Origin of the sequence: Nostoc sp. (genome assembly GCF_036917615.1) — a bacterium.
Classification (GTDB): Bacteria; Cyanobacteriota; Cyanobacteriia; order Cyanobacteriales; family Nostocaceae; genus Nostoc.
Genome location: NZ_JBALCZ010000078.1, coordinates 67792 through 88339 on the forward strand (window position 1 = coordinate 67792; position 20548 = coordinate 88339).

Sequence of the window (20548 nt, forward strand, 5' to 3'; positions counted from 1 at the left end):
ATCCGATTACAGTTATGTACTTTGAGGACGTGCGTCAGTGGCAGGGAACTGCGGAGGCTCTGACAAAGGAGTTAAAACGTCAGATTGAACAGCTTGAACTGTCTATAGAATCACCTGCCCTACGTACCGTTCGGTCGTGGAGAACGAAACAACTTTTATCACAACCCAAAGGACAAGAATTTGGCTTTCGTCAGGTTTTGGAAGGATTGGTAACTGCTCTCCTATTGAAGAAAGGTTGGACACTTGCAGCAATTACTCAAGTTTTGCCTTCTTTCTCTGAAGATGCTTTAGAGAAGCAAATTATTGCAGAGGCTCAAGGTCAAGACCCCACATGGCTACCCGCAATCACTGCAACCTCTTTGCCGTTACCTACTGGACACAGACCAGCAATGGATCTGGCTGAGGATGCTGTAGTTTTGTTAGCCCAAGGAATTATTCGCCAATATGAACGAGTGCTACCAGGTAAACAAATAGTTCGTCAAGACGATAGTATGTTGCCACCAGAACTCTATCAAGCAATGTGCAAATTGGGTCGTCTATATATTGAAGAAGGATTAAGCGATCGCGCGGCTTGTGTGCATACTGTTTTGGACAACGCTCGATACTCTCTTGGTTGCGCTCGTTGGAAGCTAGGGGTTTTTAGCCAATCAGACTTTCGTTTTTCTAGCGTTACCTTAATTGATCCAGATTTACGAGTACCCACCTCAGACTGTGCAGAGATTGCCAACCTAAGCGGAGCTTTTGGCGAAGACAATGTGATTGAGCATCGCTTATATACTGACTTATGCCAAGCAACTGAACGACTAGGCGGCCGTCGCCAACACAAAGCTTACACCGCTCTGCGGGAGTTATTTGGCAGGTACTCTCTGATAGGAGAACGGCAACTATTAGATTACTTGGTTGACAATGACTTAACTCCTTTGCAGGGAATGATTATTGAGAAATTCTTCGACTCAGTACCAGATATCTGGCTAGTTGATGGACTAGCACATCGCTGCGCCCACTGTGGCACACTGATGCGATCGCATCCCAACAAAAAACTTTTTTCACAAGGGCGGTGTCCGATTCGCCAGTGCATTGGCCACGAATTGCCAAAAGTATCTGAAAAACTAGATCCCACCAAAGATATTTTACGAATTGCCGAGCCGCGAATTCTCACCTACTGGACAGGCCCAGCAATTGACGAATTAGCCATTTTTGATACAGCCCGACAAAATAAGCTCAACGCTGAACTTTACCCAGAGTCTGATTTATGCGATGTGGCAATTAATGAACGGGCAATTGGAATTGATGCCAAATCTTACACAAGTCCGGTTACTCTGGCTTTGCGTCTCAATCGTAGTATTGGCGGGCTGATTCACTATCGCCGCCGGATTCTTGCTGTGAGCGATCGCTTAATCGAGGACAATCCAAGCTACATTTCTACCCTCATCTCAACACTAGATAAAAAGGGTGATCCTGCCAGTTTAGAAATTATGTCGGTTTCCTCTGTAATTGATTTTTTAAAGAAGATGCCTTATGCGAACCAAACCTAATTTTTGGAAAGGTGCAGACCGAATTTGCTGGTTTTGCGTCTTGATGAAGGAGTTTATTAATACTGATTCACTGGAATACGCGCCACTAGTGATGTCAGGCATGGCAAGCATTTTGAATGCACCTGCATTAGAGCCTGCCCGTCAAGCCATTTTCAATATGCGTCAGATGTCGCTGACTTTTGTTACACAGCCGTCAGTTAAACACGCAATTGCTCTCTATAACAATCATCATTACTGCAACCACACTAAAGGGACGTATGAGATTGATATTGAAACACTTCACTTTAAAAGAACAGACCCTTTAGAAGATTCTTTAATTACACAAGCGCGTCAAATTCTTAGTACCCCTCTGCCATACGACTCCTATGGTTTTACATTTGCCGATCCTCGTCAGCAGATGGCGGTTGCATTAGGTGAAGAGTCAACAGCAGTAAGGATGCCGATCGCTCCGATTACCGCCCCGATTGCTGCACGTCGTACACATTCCCTTAACCGCCAACCAAGAGGAAAAATTCGCATTCCCCTAAGTGAACTGCGTGATCTGGCTATTGAGATGGACGAGCGTGAAAGGCAAGATCCTGAGCGACGATCTGGTAGTTGGGCAGATCGTTTTGAACGCTTTGACCTCATGGTATCGGAGGCGGGAAAGGGGCTGCGGAAAGAAGAAGATGTGTTGGAATTAGAAGACATCAAGCACTTAATTGGTTTGCCAGGGTCAGGTAAAACAACTATTCTCGTGTTGATCGCTATCTGGCTGGGACTACATGACTATAAAGCAATGTTTGTGTTTCCCTCCATTGAAGTTGCTAGACAGTACATGGCTGAGTTGGCATTTCATCAGGTAAAAGTCGGAATGCTGGTAGGTCAAGGCGATGAAACTCGTCGTCGTCATGCAGACAATATTGCTGAAGCGATCGCAACAAAAGGTAATGGTGGCTTTGCTCACACCTTAGAACAGGCAGAAGTTTTTGGGATGAACTGTGTCCTACCAACCTTTTCAACTGCTGATATGTCCCTGTGGGGCTTTGGTTACGCACCTTGCAACGAGATATTGCAAGGCGGAGGGAAACAGGGAAAGATGAAGAAATGCCTGTGTCCTTTATGGACAATGTGCGGTCGAAACAAAGCACCGCGAGATTTGTTGGATGCTAATATTTGGGTTGGTCATGTGCGATCGCTCGATACTGAAATATCACCTCACGCGATTCAGGAACAAGTACGATATTTTGAATTAATTGCCCGTACCTTCGACGTAGTTGTTTTTGACGAAGGCGACATGGTGCAATCAGTGTTAGATGGTTATGGGGCAGCAACCTTAAGTATTTCAGGCTCAGAGCGATCCATTCATCGGGTAATTCTAGAACAAATCCATAACCGCTTTGCTCGTGGCGAGAACTATCGATTATTTGATCGGGATGTAGAACTTTACAGTCGTGACTTGTCAGAATTTGGCAACCATAATACTTCCTTAATTACCACCCTTCAGAATATGTCTAAGTCGCGGGTGGGAGAACGCTACGAAAATCAATTATTGACTGTATTACGGATTGTTAGCGAACTGTTGAATACTTTAAAGAAATCCTCTCAGCAGAATGACCTTGATGAACAAGAGGTCGAGTTAGGCTTTAGTAAAAGTCGGGCGCTGACTGAATTTTGGGAAGCGGCAGCATATAACGCCTTTTACGATCGCACAGGTGTTGAGAACCCTCAAGACTTTAAAGCCGATTTGTGGCCTCGGATTTTAGGCTACAACCGTGAAACCCTTGAAAAGCAATGGAAAACTCTCATTAGTCATTTCCGCCGTTATCTGGCTGAAAATCTAATTAAGCGACGTGATGCGATCGTAGAAGAAATTGCCAAATTATTTCTCAAGCTCTGTTTTCCAGATCATTCACCAACAATAGAAGCAGAAGATTTAGCTAAATTACTTATAACTGTTACTTTCGTAATTGTGGGCTACCAGCGAATTGTACCAGGAACTAGAACGATGGTTGCAGAGGGATTCATTCGTGAAACCATTGGAGGGTCAACTGCATCATCAGAACTCCGAAAATTTATTCCAGAAAGCATTTTAGGTTCATTTTCTGGAGTGGAATACAGTTTTTTCAAAGCACAAACAACACGTACCGCCGCCAAAAATGTGCAATTGTCCTACATTACATTTGTTGGTGCGCCTCGAATGTTAATGCATCGCTTTCATCGGTTGTTAGACGCAGATGATGGACATCCCAGCCCAGCCGTTTTAATTACTTCAGCAACTTCATTTTTAGAAGCTAGTCCCGCCTACCACATTAACGCTGGCCCGCATTATTTACTAAAACCGCGTCAGTCAGAACATAAACCAGAACAGAGCGTTTATCGTTTCAAATGGTTTCCAGATAGTGAACGTGGTGATGAACCCCTCAAATATAGCGGTGCTGGCGACCTTCAAAACCATAATCTTAAGCGGATGGTGAATGCTCTTGTACGCGGAGGAATTACTAAATCTGAAATTTACAAGTCCATGCGTAATTTTGATGTCAAGTTTGGTATTCGTCGTAAAGCTGCTTTAGTTGTCAATAGTTACGATCAGGCTCGCACAATCAAAAAGTATATCAATGACTATCATCCTGAAGTTGGGCGGCATACAAAAGCAATTGTTAAATCCCTCAGAGATGGAGAACAACCGACGGATTTTATCACCTCTGCTCAGTGTGAGGCATTAGGAGACGATGAAAACTGTGATATTTTAATTTTTCCTATGTTGGCAATTAATCGAGGTGTGAACATCGTTTTCACCAAAGGAGACAGGATACTAGATGCGGCAATTGGCTCGATTTACTTTCTGACTCGTCCTCATCCGACAAAGAATGATATGCAGCTTTTGTACAGCTTGGCAGGACGGGCAACACAAGAATTTGATAGTCGAGTTTTTAGTGAAACAGAAGATTTAAATGCGATCGCAACTTCTTGGCAGCAATCCAGAAAAGACCTTTGGAGAACAGGCAATAGATTGTTACGTGAACCCTTAATGGCTAGCCGTTTAGGCCCTGAACTATTCAAATCCTTTACAGCTAATCAAATGGTTGCGATTTTGCAAACAATTGGGCGAGGAATGCGGAATGGATGCCCAGTATCAGTTTACTTCGTGGATGCAGCTTGGGCTAAAAATTCAGCAAAAGGAGAAAGCGATTCTGGGCGAGATAGTATGCTGGTGCAGATGCGAATCATTTTAGAAGAATGTGTCAACCATCCCGATCCTGTAATTCGGGAAATTTATCAAGAACTTTACGGCGCATTTCTAACACCTTTACAACGCATTAAAGGAGTAAAATACCCAGATGAATTAGCTAATTCACAAGATTTTACGGATGAAGAAGACGGTTTCAATGATTTTTCAACACTATTGGAGATGTAAAAATGAGCGACAATTTTTCTGATGAAATTGAACTTGAAGAAGATTACTCTGAAGAAGAGGAAGATGAAGAAACTGATGGTAATTTAGTTTCAGATAACTTTTATATTCAGCAAGGTAATCCTAAGTTAATAAAGCAATTTCCCCTAGCCTTCACTGTACCAGATAATCTACCTCCCGTAATCGTAGAGGGTTTTACTCTTACTTGGACAAAGGCGGCTTTGCTAGATTTTGCAGATATTCAAAAAGGAACTAATCTCAAAAATCTCCCCTATGCCTCATTTAGAGGATTTCTAGAAGCAGTATTAAAAGATGCAGCGCGAATTGAACCAGATGTAGGTCTTACGAAGTTTGCATTGAATAATGCTAAAAGGGGAAGCGATCCAGAACCTTTTGTTTACCTAAATGGTGGTGATGAAGAAAATATCAATCAAATGCTTCGCCCAATTATTAACGATTGGTTTACAAATCATCTCAGACCTTTTGCAAAAAAAGAAGACATATCAACCGATATTGTTGACCGCTTGCAAGATTTACAGGAAAGAGGAGAACTTCTGAAAATTTCTCCATTTAAATCTCAAGTATTCCCTTGGAATTGGTCTAAACAGACAGGTACAACTCAGCCAAAAGATCCAACAGATAAATATGCCTATCGTGCGATAGTAGATTACGTAGCTCGTCAAATTGCTGGACAAGAGATTTTTCCAGATTTAGGGCCGATAAAACGTATTATTTCCAGAAATTCTGGGATTGTAGAATTGATGACCGATCCGATAACCTTACCTGACACAAAAGGTAAATTCAGTTTGGTGGTGAGCTTAGAAGCTTTAACTTATCCATCTTTACCTCAACCTTTGGTGAAAGTTGAGATTTCCAAACGTCGCTGGTTTACTCAGTTAAAAGATCCTAAATACGATCGTAGGGATATTAGCGGTTTCATATTTTCTCAAGACTATCCCGATCGCGCCTTTAGCTATCGAGTAAAATGCGAACAAGATAAAAATAACAAGCAAGAGAAGAAGAATTTGCGTTGGGTGATAGATACAGATTTTGAAATCCTGCGGAGAGAATTGAAACTGCCTCTGGAATCTTTTGATGGGCAACAAATCGCTTTGGGCAAAGCCTCTACTGATAGCTGTGAGGTTGTTTTAACTTACCGTAATGGACTTCAAGATAATTCAGAAGAAGACGAAAATAGTTCAGAAGGATACGGGATTGAAACAGGTGTACCAGAGATTGATAAATTAGATACCTTAGAAGCGATCGCTAAAATTATTAAACCATTAGGAATCCAAATATTCGATAAATACTCTTTTGTAAAATACAGCCATAATCTGGATGAGGCAAAGAAAGTATCACGCATGATTAATCTTCCTACACTGCTTCGTGGTGTTTTGGAAGCTCTCGAAACAAATCCCAACTTGGAGTTTACCGCGAAATACCTCGATCAACTCGACGACAATCAAATCGATAGCTTGCTACGCAAACACTTTGACATTCGTTTAGAAGAGATTGAGTGGGGAAGAAAAGCTCTTCAATTTAATAAATTTACGCCGAATCAAACCAATGATCTCCAAAATCTCATTCAGGCAAACCAAGCAGCGATGCAGCGATTATATCCTAATGAGCAACCGAGACTGTTTATATTTTATGAAGCTGATTTGGAGACAGAAGCAAAGCTATTGCAGAAAATTACTAAAGTTTTGTGGGGAAACACGCTCGAAATTCTTATTAATCGCTTGCCAGCAAATACTCACGGGCCACGAGAGGTTTTACCTGGAAAAGACTTGAAAAATAAGGAGCGATCGCGCCAACGAATTGAAGCATGGAAATCCACTGCAAAACAGATTAAAGACCCCAATAAGCCAACTTTCTCCTTGATAATGGCACGGCAATTTTACCCAGATCCTACTGGTCAAAAATCTCCTAAGCATGATGATAAAGTTAATAAACCTTCAACCCGCCAAGCACTTGCAAAAATTGGTAGTGGCGTGCAATTTCTTCTACCCATTACAAAGACACGTAAAACAAAGCATCTCAAACTCGCAGACTTCTCCCATCGGATGCAGTCGGCTCTGAAAGATTTGTTCTCGGCTCATTCTGGTCGGATTGATGGTATAAAAGAAAAGGTTAACAAGTACTTGCAAAATATCCCACCAGAAGCTAGACCAAAAGAAATTTTAGGGTTCACAATCGTCCGTAAACAAAGGGGTCGCTTTCGTGGTGTTATTGAGAATACATTTTTAGCAGTGGTAATGCGCCTCAACGTAGATACAGGAAAATGTGAGCTTTGCTGTGCTTACGAGAAAGGAAATTTAGAAATCAGCCTGTGGTTTAGCTTTTGTGATGCACTAGCTTTTATTGCCCAACTTACTCCAATCAAACTGGCTGATAAGCGTAATGTGTCTAAAACTCGATTCATGGACTTTGTAAAACAGATTGTTTCTAACTCTGTGGAAGATGGGATGCAACCATTGGTTATGATTGATTCTTCCAACTGCGTCCAACTGTGGGATTGGCTTGCTGATAGCAGAATTAATGCTAATCAAATTAACCTTGGCCAGCAGTTTGAGAATATGCAGGATGAATGGCAAGGCGCACGTCTAATTCGCATTCGCCAAGAACTTGCCCCTGGAATAATTGAGAAAAAAGCCCGACATTTAATAGAGACTTCTTTAGAAGATACCAGAACTAAAGAAGAACTAAACAAACTGCCGCCTACACTTAAAATAGATTCAGCATCTAGTTCGACTGGGTTATTCCGACTCAGCGCTACTAACCAAACTGGATGTGTGGCTTATCTATCTGTGGCGCGTGAAGCACCACATCAATATCTACGTGGGCAAAGTTGTTATCGTTCAACCCAGACCCTAGATAAAAAAACTGCGTTCAAGATAAGTCAACTCTCCACAAAAGCTCCATTTGTGGGTCGCTGGCCTTCTCCAAATCCCCTAGAGATTGTTGTTACGTTGAGACAACCAGAAGATAATCCTGATGATCTAGCTGCCCTTGTAGAGTCACTGCCCTATGGTTTTGGTCACTATAGCGATTGGACAGGTTTGCCTGCTCCCCTATTTTTTGAGCGTGTTGTACGGGACTATATCAGTGATTTTGCGATCGCAGATGAGGACATTGAATCAGAGCCAGATTAAATATCCCGCCAGTGAAAAAAGAGCCTACCAATAAATTTACAACTTCGAGGAGATATTATTCGCATTCAAATTCGCACAAAGATGACTGCTAGAATGCATCCCGATGCATTGGCATTGTAAAGGAATGCATTAACATTGTAAAGGAATGCATTAACATTGTAAGGGGACGCATTGACATTGTAAGGGGACGCATTAACAATGCGGGCGACGCATTGGCATTGTAAGGGGATGCGTTGGCATTGCAAGGTATTACTGAATTAATTCGCTACAAATTAATGAAATGCTGTACTTAGCAACCCAGCTTAGGACTCCAACCTAAAACTTGAGTTTATTGAGCTTGGTGAAATCTCAGAACAAGCCCGAAAGCTGGTAAAAATAGTATGACTGATACCAGAGATATCAAGCAGGAATTGGGACAGGAAACTACTACTTTAAATTGGGTATAAACCGTATGGGCTATGGCTTTCAGTTCACTATTTTAGATTTTACAATATAAGTAAGACTTAAAAATTACGCTTCAATTATATGAAAATTCTCTCATCAGAACTAGTTCATTTGGGATTTGGCAAATATGTGCGTTCTGACCAAGTAACAGCAGTTATACCAATAGAAGAGGAGCGTGGACCAGGGCGACGAACCTTTGTTCACATTCAAGGGCAAAGTGATCCAATTATCGCCTCTCGCGCTGAAGATACCATCGTGCGTGATTTAGTACAGGAGCCACGCGAGGTTACCCAAGCCCGTCAGCAGCAGGAAATTCTTCAAGATTTATTGGTAAATTTAGGTAATGTTAATTCGACTGTGCGTCGAATTAGCCGTGATGAAAGCAGTTTGGATCTTGATTTGTTAGAGCGCCGAATTAAGCAAGTCCTTGAAAATTAATTGCAGAAATCAGCAAACTTTCATAACGGAGAACGATATTGCTGAATACAATTACAGACCAGGTTTCAGTATCAGAGACACAAACAAAATCACCACGGTTGTGGATACCTGAACGGGTACTGTTTACACCTGCTGCCCTAGATGAGGTTTGGGGGCAGCAGATTCTTGCACGTGTGCAGTCACTCAACTTACCGATTGAAGAATTATCACAAAACCGCCTGAAGGGACTGCGCGGTGAGTCTGAGCGGGATACTTACAACATTGCCAAGCGTACCTTAGCAGTGGTTACTGCACCACCCAGTTCTTTTAAACTGAGTCCCATCCCACCTTCTGCGGATTGGCAGTTTCACCTTGCCGAAGGTTGTCCCGCTCACTGTCAATACTGCTACCTAGCTGGTAGCTTGTCGGGGCCACCTGTCATCCGCGTTTTTGCTAACTTACCGCAGATATTAGAGAATTTAGGTAACTACGAGCAACAGGGGAAAACTACGAGTTTTGAAGTTAGCTGTTACACTGACCCATTAGGCATTGAGCATTTAACTGGAAGTCTGGCTGAATGTATCCGTTACTTTGGCACTCGTAGCAATGCACATCTACGTTGGGTATCGAAGTTTGATGCTGTGGATGGACTACTCAACTTACCACACAATGGGCATACCCGTTGTCGGATGAGCGTTAATGCAGCACCGATTTCTGGTAAGTTTGAAGGCGGTACAGCATCCGTAGCATCCAGACTTAATGCATTGCGACGGTTGGCGCTACCATTAGAGCGTGGCGGTGGCGGTTATCCAGTTGGCTTGGTGATCGCGCCAATTATGCCGATAGACGATTGGCAGATGCACTATAGTTATTTGTTTGACCAGATAAACGAGGCACTGGATTTTGACTGTGACCTTACTTTTGAACTAATCTCGCATCGGTTCACACCTGGGTCAAAAGAAGTGTTACAAACTTGGTATCCGCAATCAAAATTAGAGATGGATGAGGCAAAACGCAGTGTCAAGCGTAATAAGTTTGGTGGGACAAAGTACGTTTACGATAAGGACACAATGAAAGCGTTGCGTTGCTTTTTTGAGAGTGAGATTACTAGGCGCTTTCCAAATGCTGAAATTCTTTATTGGACTTAGTACAGTATTTCATTAATTCGTAGCGAATTAAATTTGGCAATATTCTGCAATGCCAATGCATCGACTTACTTTGTTAATGCATCGGCTTGCTTTGTGAATGTGTCGGCTTGCATTGTGAATGCGTCGGCTTACAATGCCAATGCGTCGGTTTACAATGCTAATGCGTCGGTTTACATTAGACCTCTTGCAAAAATCCTTGAATCACCCCTCCCCAACCCTCCCCTTATAAAGGGGAGGGGGCAATATTTCAAGTTTCCCTCCGTTGTAGCAAGTGGCGTGGGATAAAGGGGGGTCTATTCGACTTATGCAAGAGGTCTATTGTTAATGCGTTCTCCAGCATTAAAAACGCTACGTTTTTATGCAAAACTGTACTTAGAAGACGACTTCGCTCAAATACAGTTTGAGCAAATTACAGCTATTTTTAGCTAAATAGACCACGCAGTAGGGGATCTTGGCCTTGCGCCCCTACAACAGATGTGGTTCAAAAAAATGAAACAGGCTGTAATTATTGGACAAGAGAGCGATCGCATAATATAGCAAGGGACTGGGGACTGGGTGAAAAGCCTTTTTGTGTCTAAGTTTTATCATCTGTTAATGTCCTAATCACCTTGGCTGTTGCTATATATCAATGATTTTTAAACGCTTGGGCGCTAACAGATGGGCGGGAAACAACGCGATCACTTTTCACTGGGTTGGGCTATTCGGCATCGCAAAGCGGGATAATTTGGGCAGATTACAGGCGGCGTTATACATTAATAAGTGTATCTGCAATACCGGACTTGTTCTGGCTCAGTCTCAATAGCAAAGGTTTGGAGATGTTTACTTTATCAGAAACTTCTATCCTGGCGGTAATCCTACTGGTAGCTTTAGGCATTTTGGGCTGGGGCTTTTATCGCGCCAGACCTTTTGGGAAGCTGGGAATCTTAGCCTGGTTACAATCGGTGGTGTTGATGACTCCCTGGCTGCTGTTTTTTGGATTGTTTGCCGCAGGGATTTACATAAATATAGCGGGTATATTGTTCTTAGTGGTGACTTCCGCTGGATTGTACATCTTCTTGGGCAAACAGTTACGTGCAGCTGGGCAAGATGCCATCCTCAAGCAACGCGCAACAGAAAGACTCGCCGCGAATTCCTCAGTTGAAGCAAATTCCCCACAATTAGCAGTCGCAGAACTGAAACCGGAGATTCCGCCAATACCGGAAGATGACTTAAATTCAATTAAAGGTATCTTTGGTATCGATACGTTTTTCGCCACAGAAACGATCGCCTACCAAAATGGAGCTATTTTCAAAGGCAATTTACGGGGAGAACCAGAAGAGGTTCACAACCGTCTAACTGCAAGTTTGCAACAACGCCTTGGTGATCAATATCGCCTGTTTTTAGTGGAAAATACAGATGGTAGACCAGTAGTGATTGTCCTGCCAAGCCGCAATGATCCCCGCCCGATGTTGTTATCGCAAAAAGCTTTTGCAGGTGTGCTATTGGTAGCAACTATTGCTACAAATTTAGAAGCTGCGGGCTTATTGCTGAATTTTGATTTCTTTGGCAATCCAGGGCGATTTCAAGAAGCTTTGCCCATAGGCGCTGGGATATTTACGATTTTAGTAGCTCACGAAATTGGTCATTGGTTACTTGCACAGCGTCACCAAATCCGCCTTAGCTGGCCCTTCTTTTTACCAGCAGTGCAAATTGGTTCCTTTGGTGCAATTACCCGCTTTGAATCTCTGTTGCCCAGCCGCAAGGTATTATTTGATATTGCCTTGGCAGGGCCAGCCGCAGGTGGTATCGTTTCTTTGTTAATGCTGATCACTGGCTTGCTGCTTTCCCACCCAGGCAGTTTATTTCAATTGCCAAATCAGTTTTTTCAAGGGTCGATTTTGGTGGGAAGTTTGGCGCGAGTTGTCCTTGGTTCGGCGTTGCAGTCATCCCTGGTAAGCGTTCATCCCCTAGTGGTGATTGGTTGGTTGGGGTTAGTTATCACAGCTTTGAACTTAATGCCCGCAGGACAACTAGATGGTGGGCGCATTGTCCAGGCGATTTATGGACGCAAAACCGCAGGACGGGCAACAGTAGCAACTTTAATTTTACTGGCGCTAGTGTCTCTGGGTAATACTATTGCCATGTACTGGGCGATCGTGATTTTCGTCTTGCAACGGGATCAAGAACGCCCCAGCTTGAATGAAGTTACTGAACCTGATGATGCTAGAGCCGCTTTGGGGCTTTTGGCTCTATTCTTGATGATTACCACGCTTCTACCCCTGACTCCTGGCTTGGCTGGGCGTTTGGGAATAGGATAGTGTTCTGATTTTAATGGCAATCTATTCCAACCCGAACGCGGTACTCAGTATGAAGTTGGAGTCAAGGCAGATTTGAATGACCGACTTTCAGTAACCCTTGCCTTTTATGACCTGACCCGTACCAATATCTCAACGCCGGACACTAGACCCGGTGTACCACCAGGTCAATTTTCGATTCAGATTGGGGAACAGCGTAGCCGGGGTATTGAACTGAATATGGCAGGTGAGATATTGCCAGGATGGAACATCTATGCAGGCTATGCCTACACCGATGCCCGAGTTACAGAGGACAACACCCCAATTGTGGCTAATCAATTGTACAATACGCCGGAGAATGCCTTTAACCTGTGGACAAGCTATAAAATTCAAAAAGGTTTTTTGCAAGGCTTAGGGTTTGGTGTGGGATTTTTCTTTGTGAAACACAGGCAGGGCGATTTAGAAAATACCCTTAAGGTGCCCAGCTATGTGACTAACGATGCTGCCATTTTCTATAAACGAGGGCAGTTACGCACACAGATCAATTTTAAAAATCTGTTTAATGTGGACTACTTTGAGGCTACCCGTGACAATCTGCGTGTTTTCCCCGGTCAGCCATTCACCGTGCAGGGCACGATTTCGTGGGAGTTTTAAAAAAAGTGAGGGCAATGCAGGGCGCTCATCGGCTGAACAACTTGCCCCCATACAGTTTTAATTTGTAGACAGCTGGCTCAAATCCTCAAGTGTCTCTATTGGGGGATTTCCAAACGCCTGCATTGGGAAAGCAGAGTCTTGGAATTACTAGGAATACTAGTACTCAAACACCACAAGTCGAAGAATAGCCAGCACTTCGTACACCGCAAGAGGAACCAGCAGCGCAGCAGGATGAACCGATTGAGTTGGTGGTGACGGGTGAGCAGGGGGCAATGGGAAGGCAAATTGAGTAAGTTAGTGAAGCGATGTGTTTATTGACAAGTTGTTAGATACTTACGCACTTAGACGTAAAATTGCGTAAGTTCTAATTGTTAGGAAAATTAACTGAACGGTTTCCAGCCTGCTAGTAAATTCGGGTAAGCTACGGGTGTGGGGAAGATTTTTTGTAAACCAATCTGGCGTTCTTGGGGCTTTTCTTTGCTCATGTTCCAGAGGCTTTCATAGAAAAAGAAGGAGACTCCAGCAAAATTGCGATCGCGTGCTTTTTGCACTTGTGTCTGAATCTGTTGCATCGGTACAGATTTGTTTTTCAACCCAGCCATAATGCCCACACTCACTGGAATATGTCTTTTTGCCGCTTTCACTTCTGGATACTCTAATTCACTAATAAAAACATTCAAGTCATCCCGATATAGCTGCAAAACTAAGTCTTCAATAATTCCCAGCCGTTCCCACTTCTGCCAGTCTGCTAAAGAGAAATCGTAGGAAAAACGCTGGGGATTAGGAGCAATGGAAACCAGGCAATCTTTTTTAGTAGCTTTGATGGTTTTGAATACCCGTTTCATAAACTCGGTGATTTTGTTAGCTCTCCAACTTACCCATTCTGGATCTTGAGAGTCTTTGGAGGGAACTTTTCCACGGTGTTCTTTTTTGTAAAGTGCCACTGTATAGGCATCGTACCCTAATTCTGATGGTAAGCCAAAATGGTCATCAAATTGAATGCCATCAATATTGTAATTTCTAACAATTTCAACGATTAAATCTTGGATAAATTGTTGAACTTCTGGGCGAAAGGGATTTAGCCAAACGCGATTATGTGAGCCTTCTTTGACAATCCGAGTCCCGTTGCTGCGACTGGTGAGCCATTGGGGACGATTTTCGGCTAATAAGGAATCCGCTGGTGCCATGAAGCCAAATTCAAACCAGGGAATAACTGTTAACCCTTTTTGATGTCCCACATCAACAATTTCTTTGAGGATATCTCGCCCTTGTAGTCCGGGTGTGGGATCGAGCGATCGCCCGATAACTTTGGCTGCAACTTTGCTAGGATACAATGTATATCCCCAATTCCAAACTGCTGGATATATGGTGTTAAAATTGAGTTGCTCAAGGCTTTGCAAAGATCCTTTGAGGCGATCGCGCTCAAATAATACATCACTATCAATATTTGTTAACCACACCCCCCTTAACTCAGATGCGGGCGATCGCGGCAGATTAATTTGAGCATTCAAGGGGAATGATAGCATCACCGTAGCTACCACACTCAAGGTAACTATAACGGCAAACAAAAGAGACTTTCTGCTTTGGCGAATGTTCCACCACAAATGAAACTCAACACACCACTTTACAAACCTTTTTATCATTTGCTACAGACATGATCAAATTATGAACAAAGCATGAATAGCGATCGTTACAGCTGTAAGGGCTAAAACAATCGCTATTTAATCTCATCACTGGGGTTTACTATTTGGCGCTGGCTGCGAGCTGATTCCAAGCTTTGACTATTGTCTGTAAACTCTTTGGCAGGTTATTTAGAGAAATATCGTTGTACTGAACCGTACCCTCTTGGCTGGTGAGAGTGTAGGTGATATAATCAGCAGAACCGCTGGGGGCTGGATAACTCAGATTCCGGAACTTACTAAATTTAGAAAGTTCTAAAAATCTCTGAAATTGTTGCACCTGTTGCACAGAAACGCGGCGAACACTACGCTCAGAATCATTGGCATCACCAATCCGCACCCGAATCAATCGCCCATCTTTGAGTAAAACAGTCTCATAAGTTCTGCCAGCAAAACCACCACTGGAAATTTGCCTAAATACTACATATTGAGCTAATGGTGGTGGTAACTCGCTGACTGGAATTTGCACAGGGGTCAGTGGACTTGAGCTAGCCTTTTGATTCAGCCTGATTGCAGAACCTGTTTGATTGGTATGATAAACCAAGGTTTGTTCACCTCCACTAACAACCACCCGCCAACCTGACACCAAAACTTGGGTACAGAATTCATCAGCATTAGGTAATTCTAAGCAGCCATCTCGCCAAGTTTGCTGTTGAGCCTGAATGATGGTTAGCTGAGAAATTAGCTGTTGCAAACGTTTGGAGGCGGCTTGCAAAACAGCATTTTTTACAGACGCAGGTAATTTATCTGAAGAAGTGTTTGTCGAAGCTAAACGTAGCGATCGCCCGTTACTATTGGTATGATAAATCCAGTTTTGTTTGTCATTAGACACCACAAGCCGCCAACCAGGAACTAACGCTTGGGTACAGAGTTCATCAGGTTGAGGCAGTTCCAAGCAACCATTGCGCCAAGTCTGTTGATTATAATCAATAATTTGCACTTGTCTGGTTAAAATTCTCTGTCTGCGGCCTAAATCTTGCAGTACCGCGTTAGCTACTGGACGTGGTAAGCGGTTTGGTTTAATATTGTCTTTGAGAACTTCATTGCTTGTTTCTAGCGATAACTTTGCAGTCGCGCCCGTAGCACCTTTGATAAGTGTTAAAGTGCTAGTAACAGACAAAATTCCAGTTAAAATCAAAGCAGCGAAAATTCGCGTTTTATTGGGGTTAAAGTAGTCTTTCAGCATGAATTTCATAGTAATATAGAGATGTTAGTCAATAGTCATAAAACTCATAAATAGTATCCGGTCAATAATATACAATCAAGTATATAATTCCAGAACTTCACCAGTTGAAATTAATTTAGTATCTCTCCCCTGAAACAGATATAAAAACAGACGCTGATGTACTGATTGTTTGTTCCTTATACAAATTCTAGATGAAAATGCACTCAATCAAAACGCCCTATAGTCCTACAGGGATCAAGTAAGAACTCAGAAGCTCAGACTTGATTAAGTAGGTGGGTTGAATTAAATATAAAAACGCTGTAACTGTAGCTGTAGGGGAGCCATTGCGTTGCCCAGAGTTGTTGGAGCGGAGGCTTCTGAGGCTGGATAGCGTCTTTGATAGGAGAAGGGCGTTGTGTTACGGCTTCCTTAACGCACCCAAAACCTATACCATCTTCTAATTTGGAAAATAGCTTGCGAGCAAACCTTGCAACGCTTTTTGCCTCACCTTGGGAAGCCAGAGTTCAATAAAAGTAATTTTAGGAAAGAATCCGACAGAACCGGAGCTGAGGTTTTGCTTGGCTCAACTTAGCATATACAATATTTTGAAAATAATCTTAAGCAATATTAGGTGCTGATGGCTTGTTGTTCAGACTCAACTAACTGATTGTGAGCTACATCAAATCTAATAGTACTGGCTGCCCAGTCTTTGAAATCGGGTGCTAGCCAGACTAGCTTACGCAGAATTTCATCATTCACCCACAACACTAAGGGAAACCGAAACTGTTTGCGAAACTCATCTCGCATGATGTTGGTATTGATGATTAGTTGGTTAATTGCCACTACTGATTCTAAACCCCCTACCATCAAAGCTTCGGGTTGAGTAGCACCGATTTCAGTTGTAATAGCTGTGTACAGTTTGTCAGCCGCAGGTGAGAGCACGACTTGTTGGATATCTGCTGATGAAAATTCTGTTAACACATTCAGCACTTGCTGCTGCTTTTGAACACAGTTACAACATGCTAATAACAGTGAAAACTCTCCAGCAGAAACCATAATCGCCCTTGCCAGCCTTTTAGTGGCTGCTGTGCTGCTAACTGTACTGTTTTCCGAATTACTTAAACTGATCATTAAAAAATCCTGCTTCTAATTTTAAAATATCTGAGTAATATTCAGTGATTCTACCCTCTTAATTTTTACTCTAAAGTGTTAAACGAGTAATTGGAATGAGGTTTTTTCTCTAATACCAAGCATAATACTACGCATTGTCTAACGAAGGAGGATATCGTGCTATTATGCCACATTTACAATTAAGGGATAATGTAAAGGTAGTATTAACACAATGTAACTAAAAAGGGGTAGACGAAGGATTAGCAATTGCATGATCACTGTATTCTCATAGATTTTCGCATCTTCCAGCAATTAAGTAATTCTTTTTAAAAATAAAGTTAAAAAAATACTCAGTAATAGTTTAACAACAAACATTGGGAAGGGGGAGAAAACTTAACTGGCTACTGTTTCACTGTAGCCTACCTTAAGCTGCCTACAAATCATTTTCCCTTGCCAAACCATTTCGGGGCGAGTGTGGAGTAGTGAAATGGTATCAGCCCAAGATGCGAAAATCTCCCTCCAGAAAAATTAACTCATCCGTTTGATAGAGATCTAGATTGAAGATATCGCCTCGTTAGTCAGAGGACACGGAATTTTTGGCTTTCTAAGATCAGTTCAGAACATTTGAAATATAACAAGTCATGGATTAAAACAAATCTGGAGGGAAAATGCAACAGGATGAGTTTATTGGACAGGTGCAAAATCGCGCCCTTCTCAGTTCGCGTAATGATGCAGAACTTACAACCCGTGCTACTCTGGAGACGCTAGCGGAACGCCTTGCTGGAGGTGAACCTTTCAATGCTGCTGTCCAACTGCCAAGAGGCATTGCAGAATATCTGCCAGATGAATATACAGAATCTGGAGAACGCTTCTCTCTAGATGAATTTTTTGGGCGAATCAGCCAAAGAGAAGGTGTAGAGCTTCCAGATGCTGTTGATCATGCCCGTGTTGTCATTGAAGTATTGAGTGAAGGGATTAGCAGTGGCGAGATCAATGATATTCGCTCTCAATTCCCATCGGGATTCGATTTGTTGTTTGAGGCGAGCAGCCAAGGGTAAATGCGTGTAAATACTTAATTTTTTTGAAAACTAATCAGGAGTGTCACACCATGCTATTCAAAGACCGGAGGTTTGCGGGTCAAGTTTTGGCTAAGAAGTTAGCCGCTTATGCTAACCGCCCAGATGTTCTAGTATTAGGGCTACCAAGGGGTGGCGTACCCGTTGCCTTTGAGGTTGCAAAAGCGTTAAATGCTCCCTTGGATGTTTTAGTGGTACGTAAATTGGGTGTGCCTGATCAAGAAGAACTAGCTATGGGAGCGATCGCTTCTGGTGGTGTGCGGATACTCAATGAATATATTATCAGTCTGGTGAAGATATCCGATGAAGTAATTGCTAGGGTTACGGTGCAAGAAGAACGGGAGTTAGAGCGGCGGGAACGGCTTTATCGCCCAAATTGCCCCTTAAGAGATTTACAAGGACGCACAGTGATTTTGGTAGATGATGGTTTAGCCACGGGTGCAACTATGTGGGCTGCAGTTGTGGCTGTGCAAAAACAGCAACCGGCTCAGATTGTGATTGCTGTGCCTGTGTCCGCACCCGAAACTTGTCAAGAGTTGGAAGCTGAGGTGAACGAAATCGTTTGTGTCTCCACACCCAACCCTTTCTACAGCGTTGGTCTTTGGTACGAAGACTTTCCCCAAACTACGGATAAAGAAGTCGGCGACTTACTCGCAAAAGCGGCAAAGAACGGTCAACCAATATCTATCGGCATGTAGATAAGCTTTGATGTTGAAATTAGGTATTAGAAAAAGATTTTCCCAGTCCCCGGACATCGCTATTTTTCACTCAGAGCTTAAAAATTGTCTAGCCTATTCCAGATATTTGATCACCTGGTAACTCTCCAGATTGAAGCTGTTCAATAATTGGCTGGATATCGTTGCGAATACTCCGGTACTTCTTTGCCAAAATCTGCAAGTAGCGTTTGAATTTGGCAGTTACCTCAACCTGAATTACAGCAGAATTCAAGTATTTGAACCACATCTGTCGTAAGGGCACAGCAATGTTCATAGGTGTCAACTTAAGCCCAAACACTCAATTTCCCGTTCTTTTAGATCCCCCAACCCCCTTGAAAAGGGGGCACTCGATTCTAGTTCCCCCCTTAAAAAGGGGGGTTAGGGGGGATCAAAATCTAGGTGGTACATCGAAAAATTTTCACTCTTCTTATCAGACTAGGCTTTCACGTTAAGTTGACACTAATGAGCAATGCTGTGCCCCTACCGTGTGGTCTATTTACCTGAAAATAGCTGTAAAGGCGAGTCATTCTGCATCCATTCTTTCCCACAGTTGAGACACAGGTAAAGTGTTTTCAGTCATGGCGTCGTAAATGCAGCCCTTTTGACTCGACAATTTGTGTTCTGATGTGCAAGGTTTGAGTTCAGAAGTGGAATGATCAGGGTTTGAGGTGGAGCGATGTCAAAGGCGGGCTGCGCCAACACTCTTTTTGCTCGACAATTGCTGTTAAAAGGTGCAAGCTTCGAGTTCAGAAGTGGAATGATCAGGATTTGAGGTGGAGCGATGCCTGCGGCAGGCTGCGCCAACACTCTTTTTGCTCGACAATTGCTGTTAAAAGGTGCAAGCTTCGAGTTCAGAGGTGGAATGGTGAGGCTTTTAACTCGACAATTGGTGTTAAAAGGTGCAACCTCCGAGTTCAGAGGTGGAATGATGAAGCTTTGAGGTGGAGCGATCGCATCGTAAACAGCAGGCGATCGCACACTGTTTAGATGAATAAGACTGAGAATATTTTACCCACTAAAGAAACGCCCCCACAAACCCTTCTTCTTATTTTTATAAATCTCTAAGTTGTCACGAAACCGAGTGCTACTAGGATCGAGGCGAACAGCTATTTCTAGTTCGGCGATCGCTTCTTTCAACTTCCCTTGCTCGGACAGCGCATTCCCCAGGTTATTGTGAACGTATGCATTGTTTGGGTCGAGGCGCAGGGCTTGTTGGTAGGCGGCGATCGCTTCTGACAACTTCCCTTGGTGGATTATTACTTTACCTTCTCACGCTTTATTTAACTTTTTTGGAAAAATAAAAACTGGGATGCTCCCGATTAACCATCCTAGCTGAGTACCATGTTAAAGGCAGTGCAAAATATTACTGATAACTTTAGTAGCTCTCTGCTCAGGTGAGAGAATTTCTACAGTCCAGTCGGGATAAATTTCAAAAGTATTGGGTACTTCGCCATCAGCTTCAAAAGGAATTCGTTCCCAAATAAAGGCGGCAGCATCGGGAATAATAGAACGTCCACCATAGACGCTCGAAGAGCGGCTTCCCGCAGGGTAAGTACAGCGCAATTCTGGAAAGGCGAGGGCAATTTCTGATGTTTCTGCAACTTGATTTACAGCATCACAAAACTTGAGTTGCAGGCGAGAGTGTTTGCCAGCAGGCATAGGTTTTTGGTAAATTTGACCGTCAAGAAATTCACTAGCAGGCTTGGTTTCTGGCAGTTTGAGGAATTCTTCGAGGGTGAGAGATGAAGGAGTTGCTGTTGTCATCGCCTTGAGTTCAGTATCATT

At 43.0% G+C, this 20548-nt stretch carries 14 protein-coding genes and 2 pseudogenes; 9 read left to right on the plus strand and 7 right to left on the minus strand.

The features are described 5' to 3' along the window. Positions 1-14 precede the first annotated feature (14 nt). From V7K85_RS28570 to V7K85_RS28600, 7 genes and pseudogenes are all read left to right on the plus strand, one after another. Positions 15-1535 carry a restriction endonuclease-related protein gene (locus V7K85_RS28570; protein WP_334818830.1) on the plus strand — a complete coding sequence of 507 codons (1521 nt, stop codon included), beginning with the start codon at positions 15-17 and terminating at the stop codon, positions 1533-1535. After that, positions 1519-4932 (plus strand): hypothetical protein, encoded by a 3414-nt coding sequence (locus tag V7K85_RS28575; protein WP_334818832.1) that lies wholly within the window; start codon positions 1519-1521, stop codon positions 4930-4932. The genes V7K85_RS28570 and V7K85_RS28575 overlap by 17 nt, the downstream gene beginning before the upstream one ends. A gap of 2 nt (positions 4933-4934) precedes the next feature. Continuing rightward, on the plus strand, positions 4935-8081 hold the full coding sequence (locus tag V7K85_RS28580; RefSeq protein ID WP_334818834.1) for an RNaseH domain-containing protein: 3147 nt from the start codon (positions 4935-4937) through the stop codon (positions 8079-8081). Between the two features lie 525 nt (positions 8082-8606). Further along, positions 8607-8963, plus strand: a complete 357-nt coding sequence (locus tag V7K85_RS28585; RefSeq protein WP_273767601.1) for a hypothetical protein — start codon at positions 8607-8609, stop codon at positions 8961-8963. 104 nt (positions 8964-9067) lie between these two features. After that, a complete protein-coding gene (locus V7K85_RS28590) occupies positions 9068-10090 on the plus strand; it encodes a spore photoproduct lyase family protein (protein ID WP_334818892.1) in 1023 nt (340 codons plus the stop codon). Positions 10091-10905: 815 nt separating this feature from the next. Further along, positions 10906-12387, plus strand: coding sequence for a site-2 protease family protein (locus tag V7K85_RS28595; RefSeq protein ID WP_334818836.1), 1482 nt, complete (start codon positions 10906-10908; stop codon positions 12385-12387). 9 nt (positions 12388-12396) lie between these two features. Continuing rightward, positions 12397-13017 (plus strand): annotated as a pseudogene (locus tag V7K85_RS28600) (TonB-dependent siderophore receptor); the annotation flags it as partial. Between the two features lie 380 nt (positions 13018-13397). Here the strand turns inward: V7K85_RS28600 and V7K85_RS28605 are convergent. The 3 genes from V7K85_RS28605 to V7K85_RS28615 all read right to left on the minus strand — a co-directional run bounded on the left by V7K85_RS28605 (position 13398) and on the right by V7K85_RS28615 (position 16992). Next, entirely contained in the window at positions 13398-14660 is a 1263-nt protein-coding gene (locus tag V7K85_RS28605; RefSeq protein WP_334818838.1) for a glycoside hydrolase family 10 protein, read from the minus strand. 100 nt (positions 14661-14760) lie between these two features. Then, positions 14761-15891, minus strand: coding sequence for a hypothetical protein (locus tag V7K85_RS28610; RefSeq protein ID WP_334818840.1), 1131 nt, complete (start codon positions 15889-15891; stop codon positions 14761-14763). A gap of 597 nt (positions 15892-16488) precedes the next feature. After that, positions 16489-16992, minus strand: coding sequence for a hypothetical protein (locus V7K85_RS28615; RefSeq protein ID WP_334818842.1), 504 nt, complete (start codon positions 16990-16992; stop codon positions 16489-16491). A 647-nt stretch (positions 16993-17639) separates the two neighbouring features. Between V7K85_RS28615 and V7K85_RS28620 the strand changes: the two genes are divergently transcribed. Next, complete coding sequence (locus tag V7K85_RS28620; RefSeq protein ID WP_334818844.1) at positions 17640-18029, plus strand: DUF2267 domain-containing protein; 390 nt, start codon at positions 17640-17642, stop codon at positions 18027-18029. A gap of 50 nt (positions 18030-18079) precedes the next feature. Then, entirely contained in the window at positions 18080-18745 is a 666-nt protein-coding gene (locus V7K85_RS28625) for a phosphoribosyltransferase (RefSeq protein ID WP_334818846.1), read from the plus strand. Between the two features lie 88 nt (positions 18746-18833). Here V7K85_RS28625 and V7K85_RS28630 read toward each other — a convergent pair whose 3' ends face one another. From V7K85_RS28630 to V7K85_RS28645, 4 genes and pseudogenes are all read right to left on the minus strand, one after another. Further along, positions 18834-19037, minus strand: a complete 204-nt coding sequence (locus V7K85_RS28630) for a hypothetical protein (RefSeq protein ID WP_334818848.1) — start codon at positions 19035-19037, stop codon at positions 18834-18836. A gap of 302 nt (positions 19038-19339) precedes the next feature. Beyond that, positions 19340-19741 carry a hypothetical protein gene (locus tag V7K85_RS28635; RefSeq protein ID WP_334818850.1) on the minus strand — a complete coding sequence of 134 codons (402 nt, stop codon included), beginning with the start codon at positions 19739-19741 and terminating at the stop codon, positions 19340-19342. A 30-nt stretch (positions 19742-19771) separates the two neighbouring features. After that, entirely contained in the window at positions 19772-20020 is a 249-nt protein-coding gene (locus tag V7K85_RS28640) for a tetratricopeptide repeat protein (RefSeq protein WP_334818894.1), read from the minus strand. Positions 20021-20110: 90 nt separating this feature from the next. Continuing rightward, positions 20111-20527, minus strand: a pseudogene (locus V7K85_RS28645) (Uma2 family endonuclease); the annotation flags it as partial. Positions 20528-20548 lie beyond the last annotated feature (21 nt).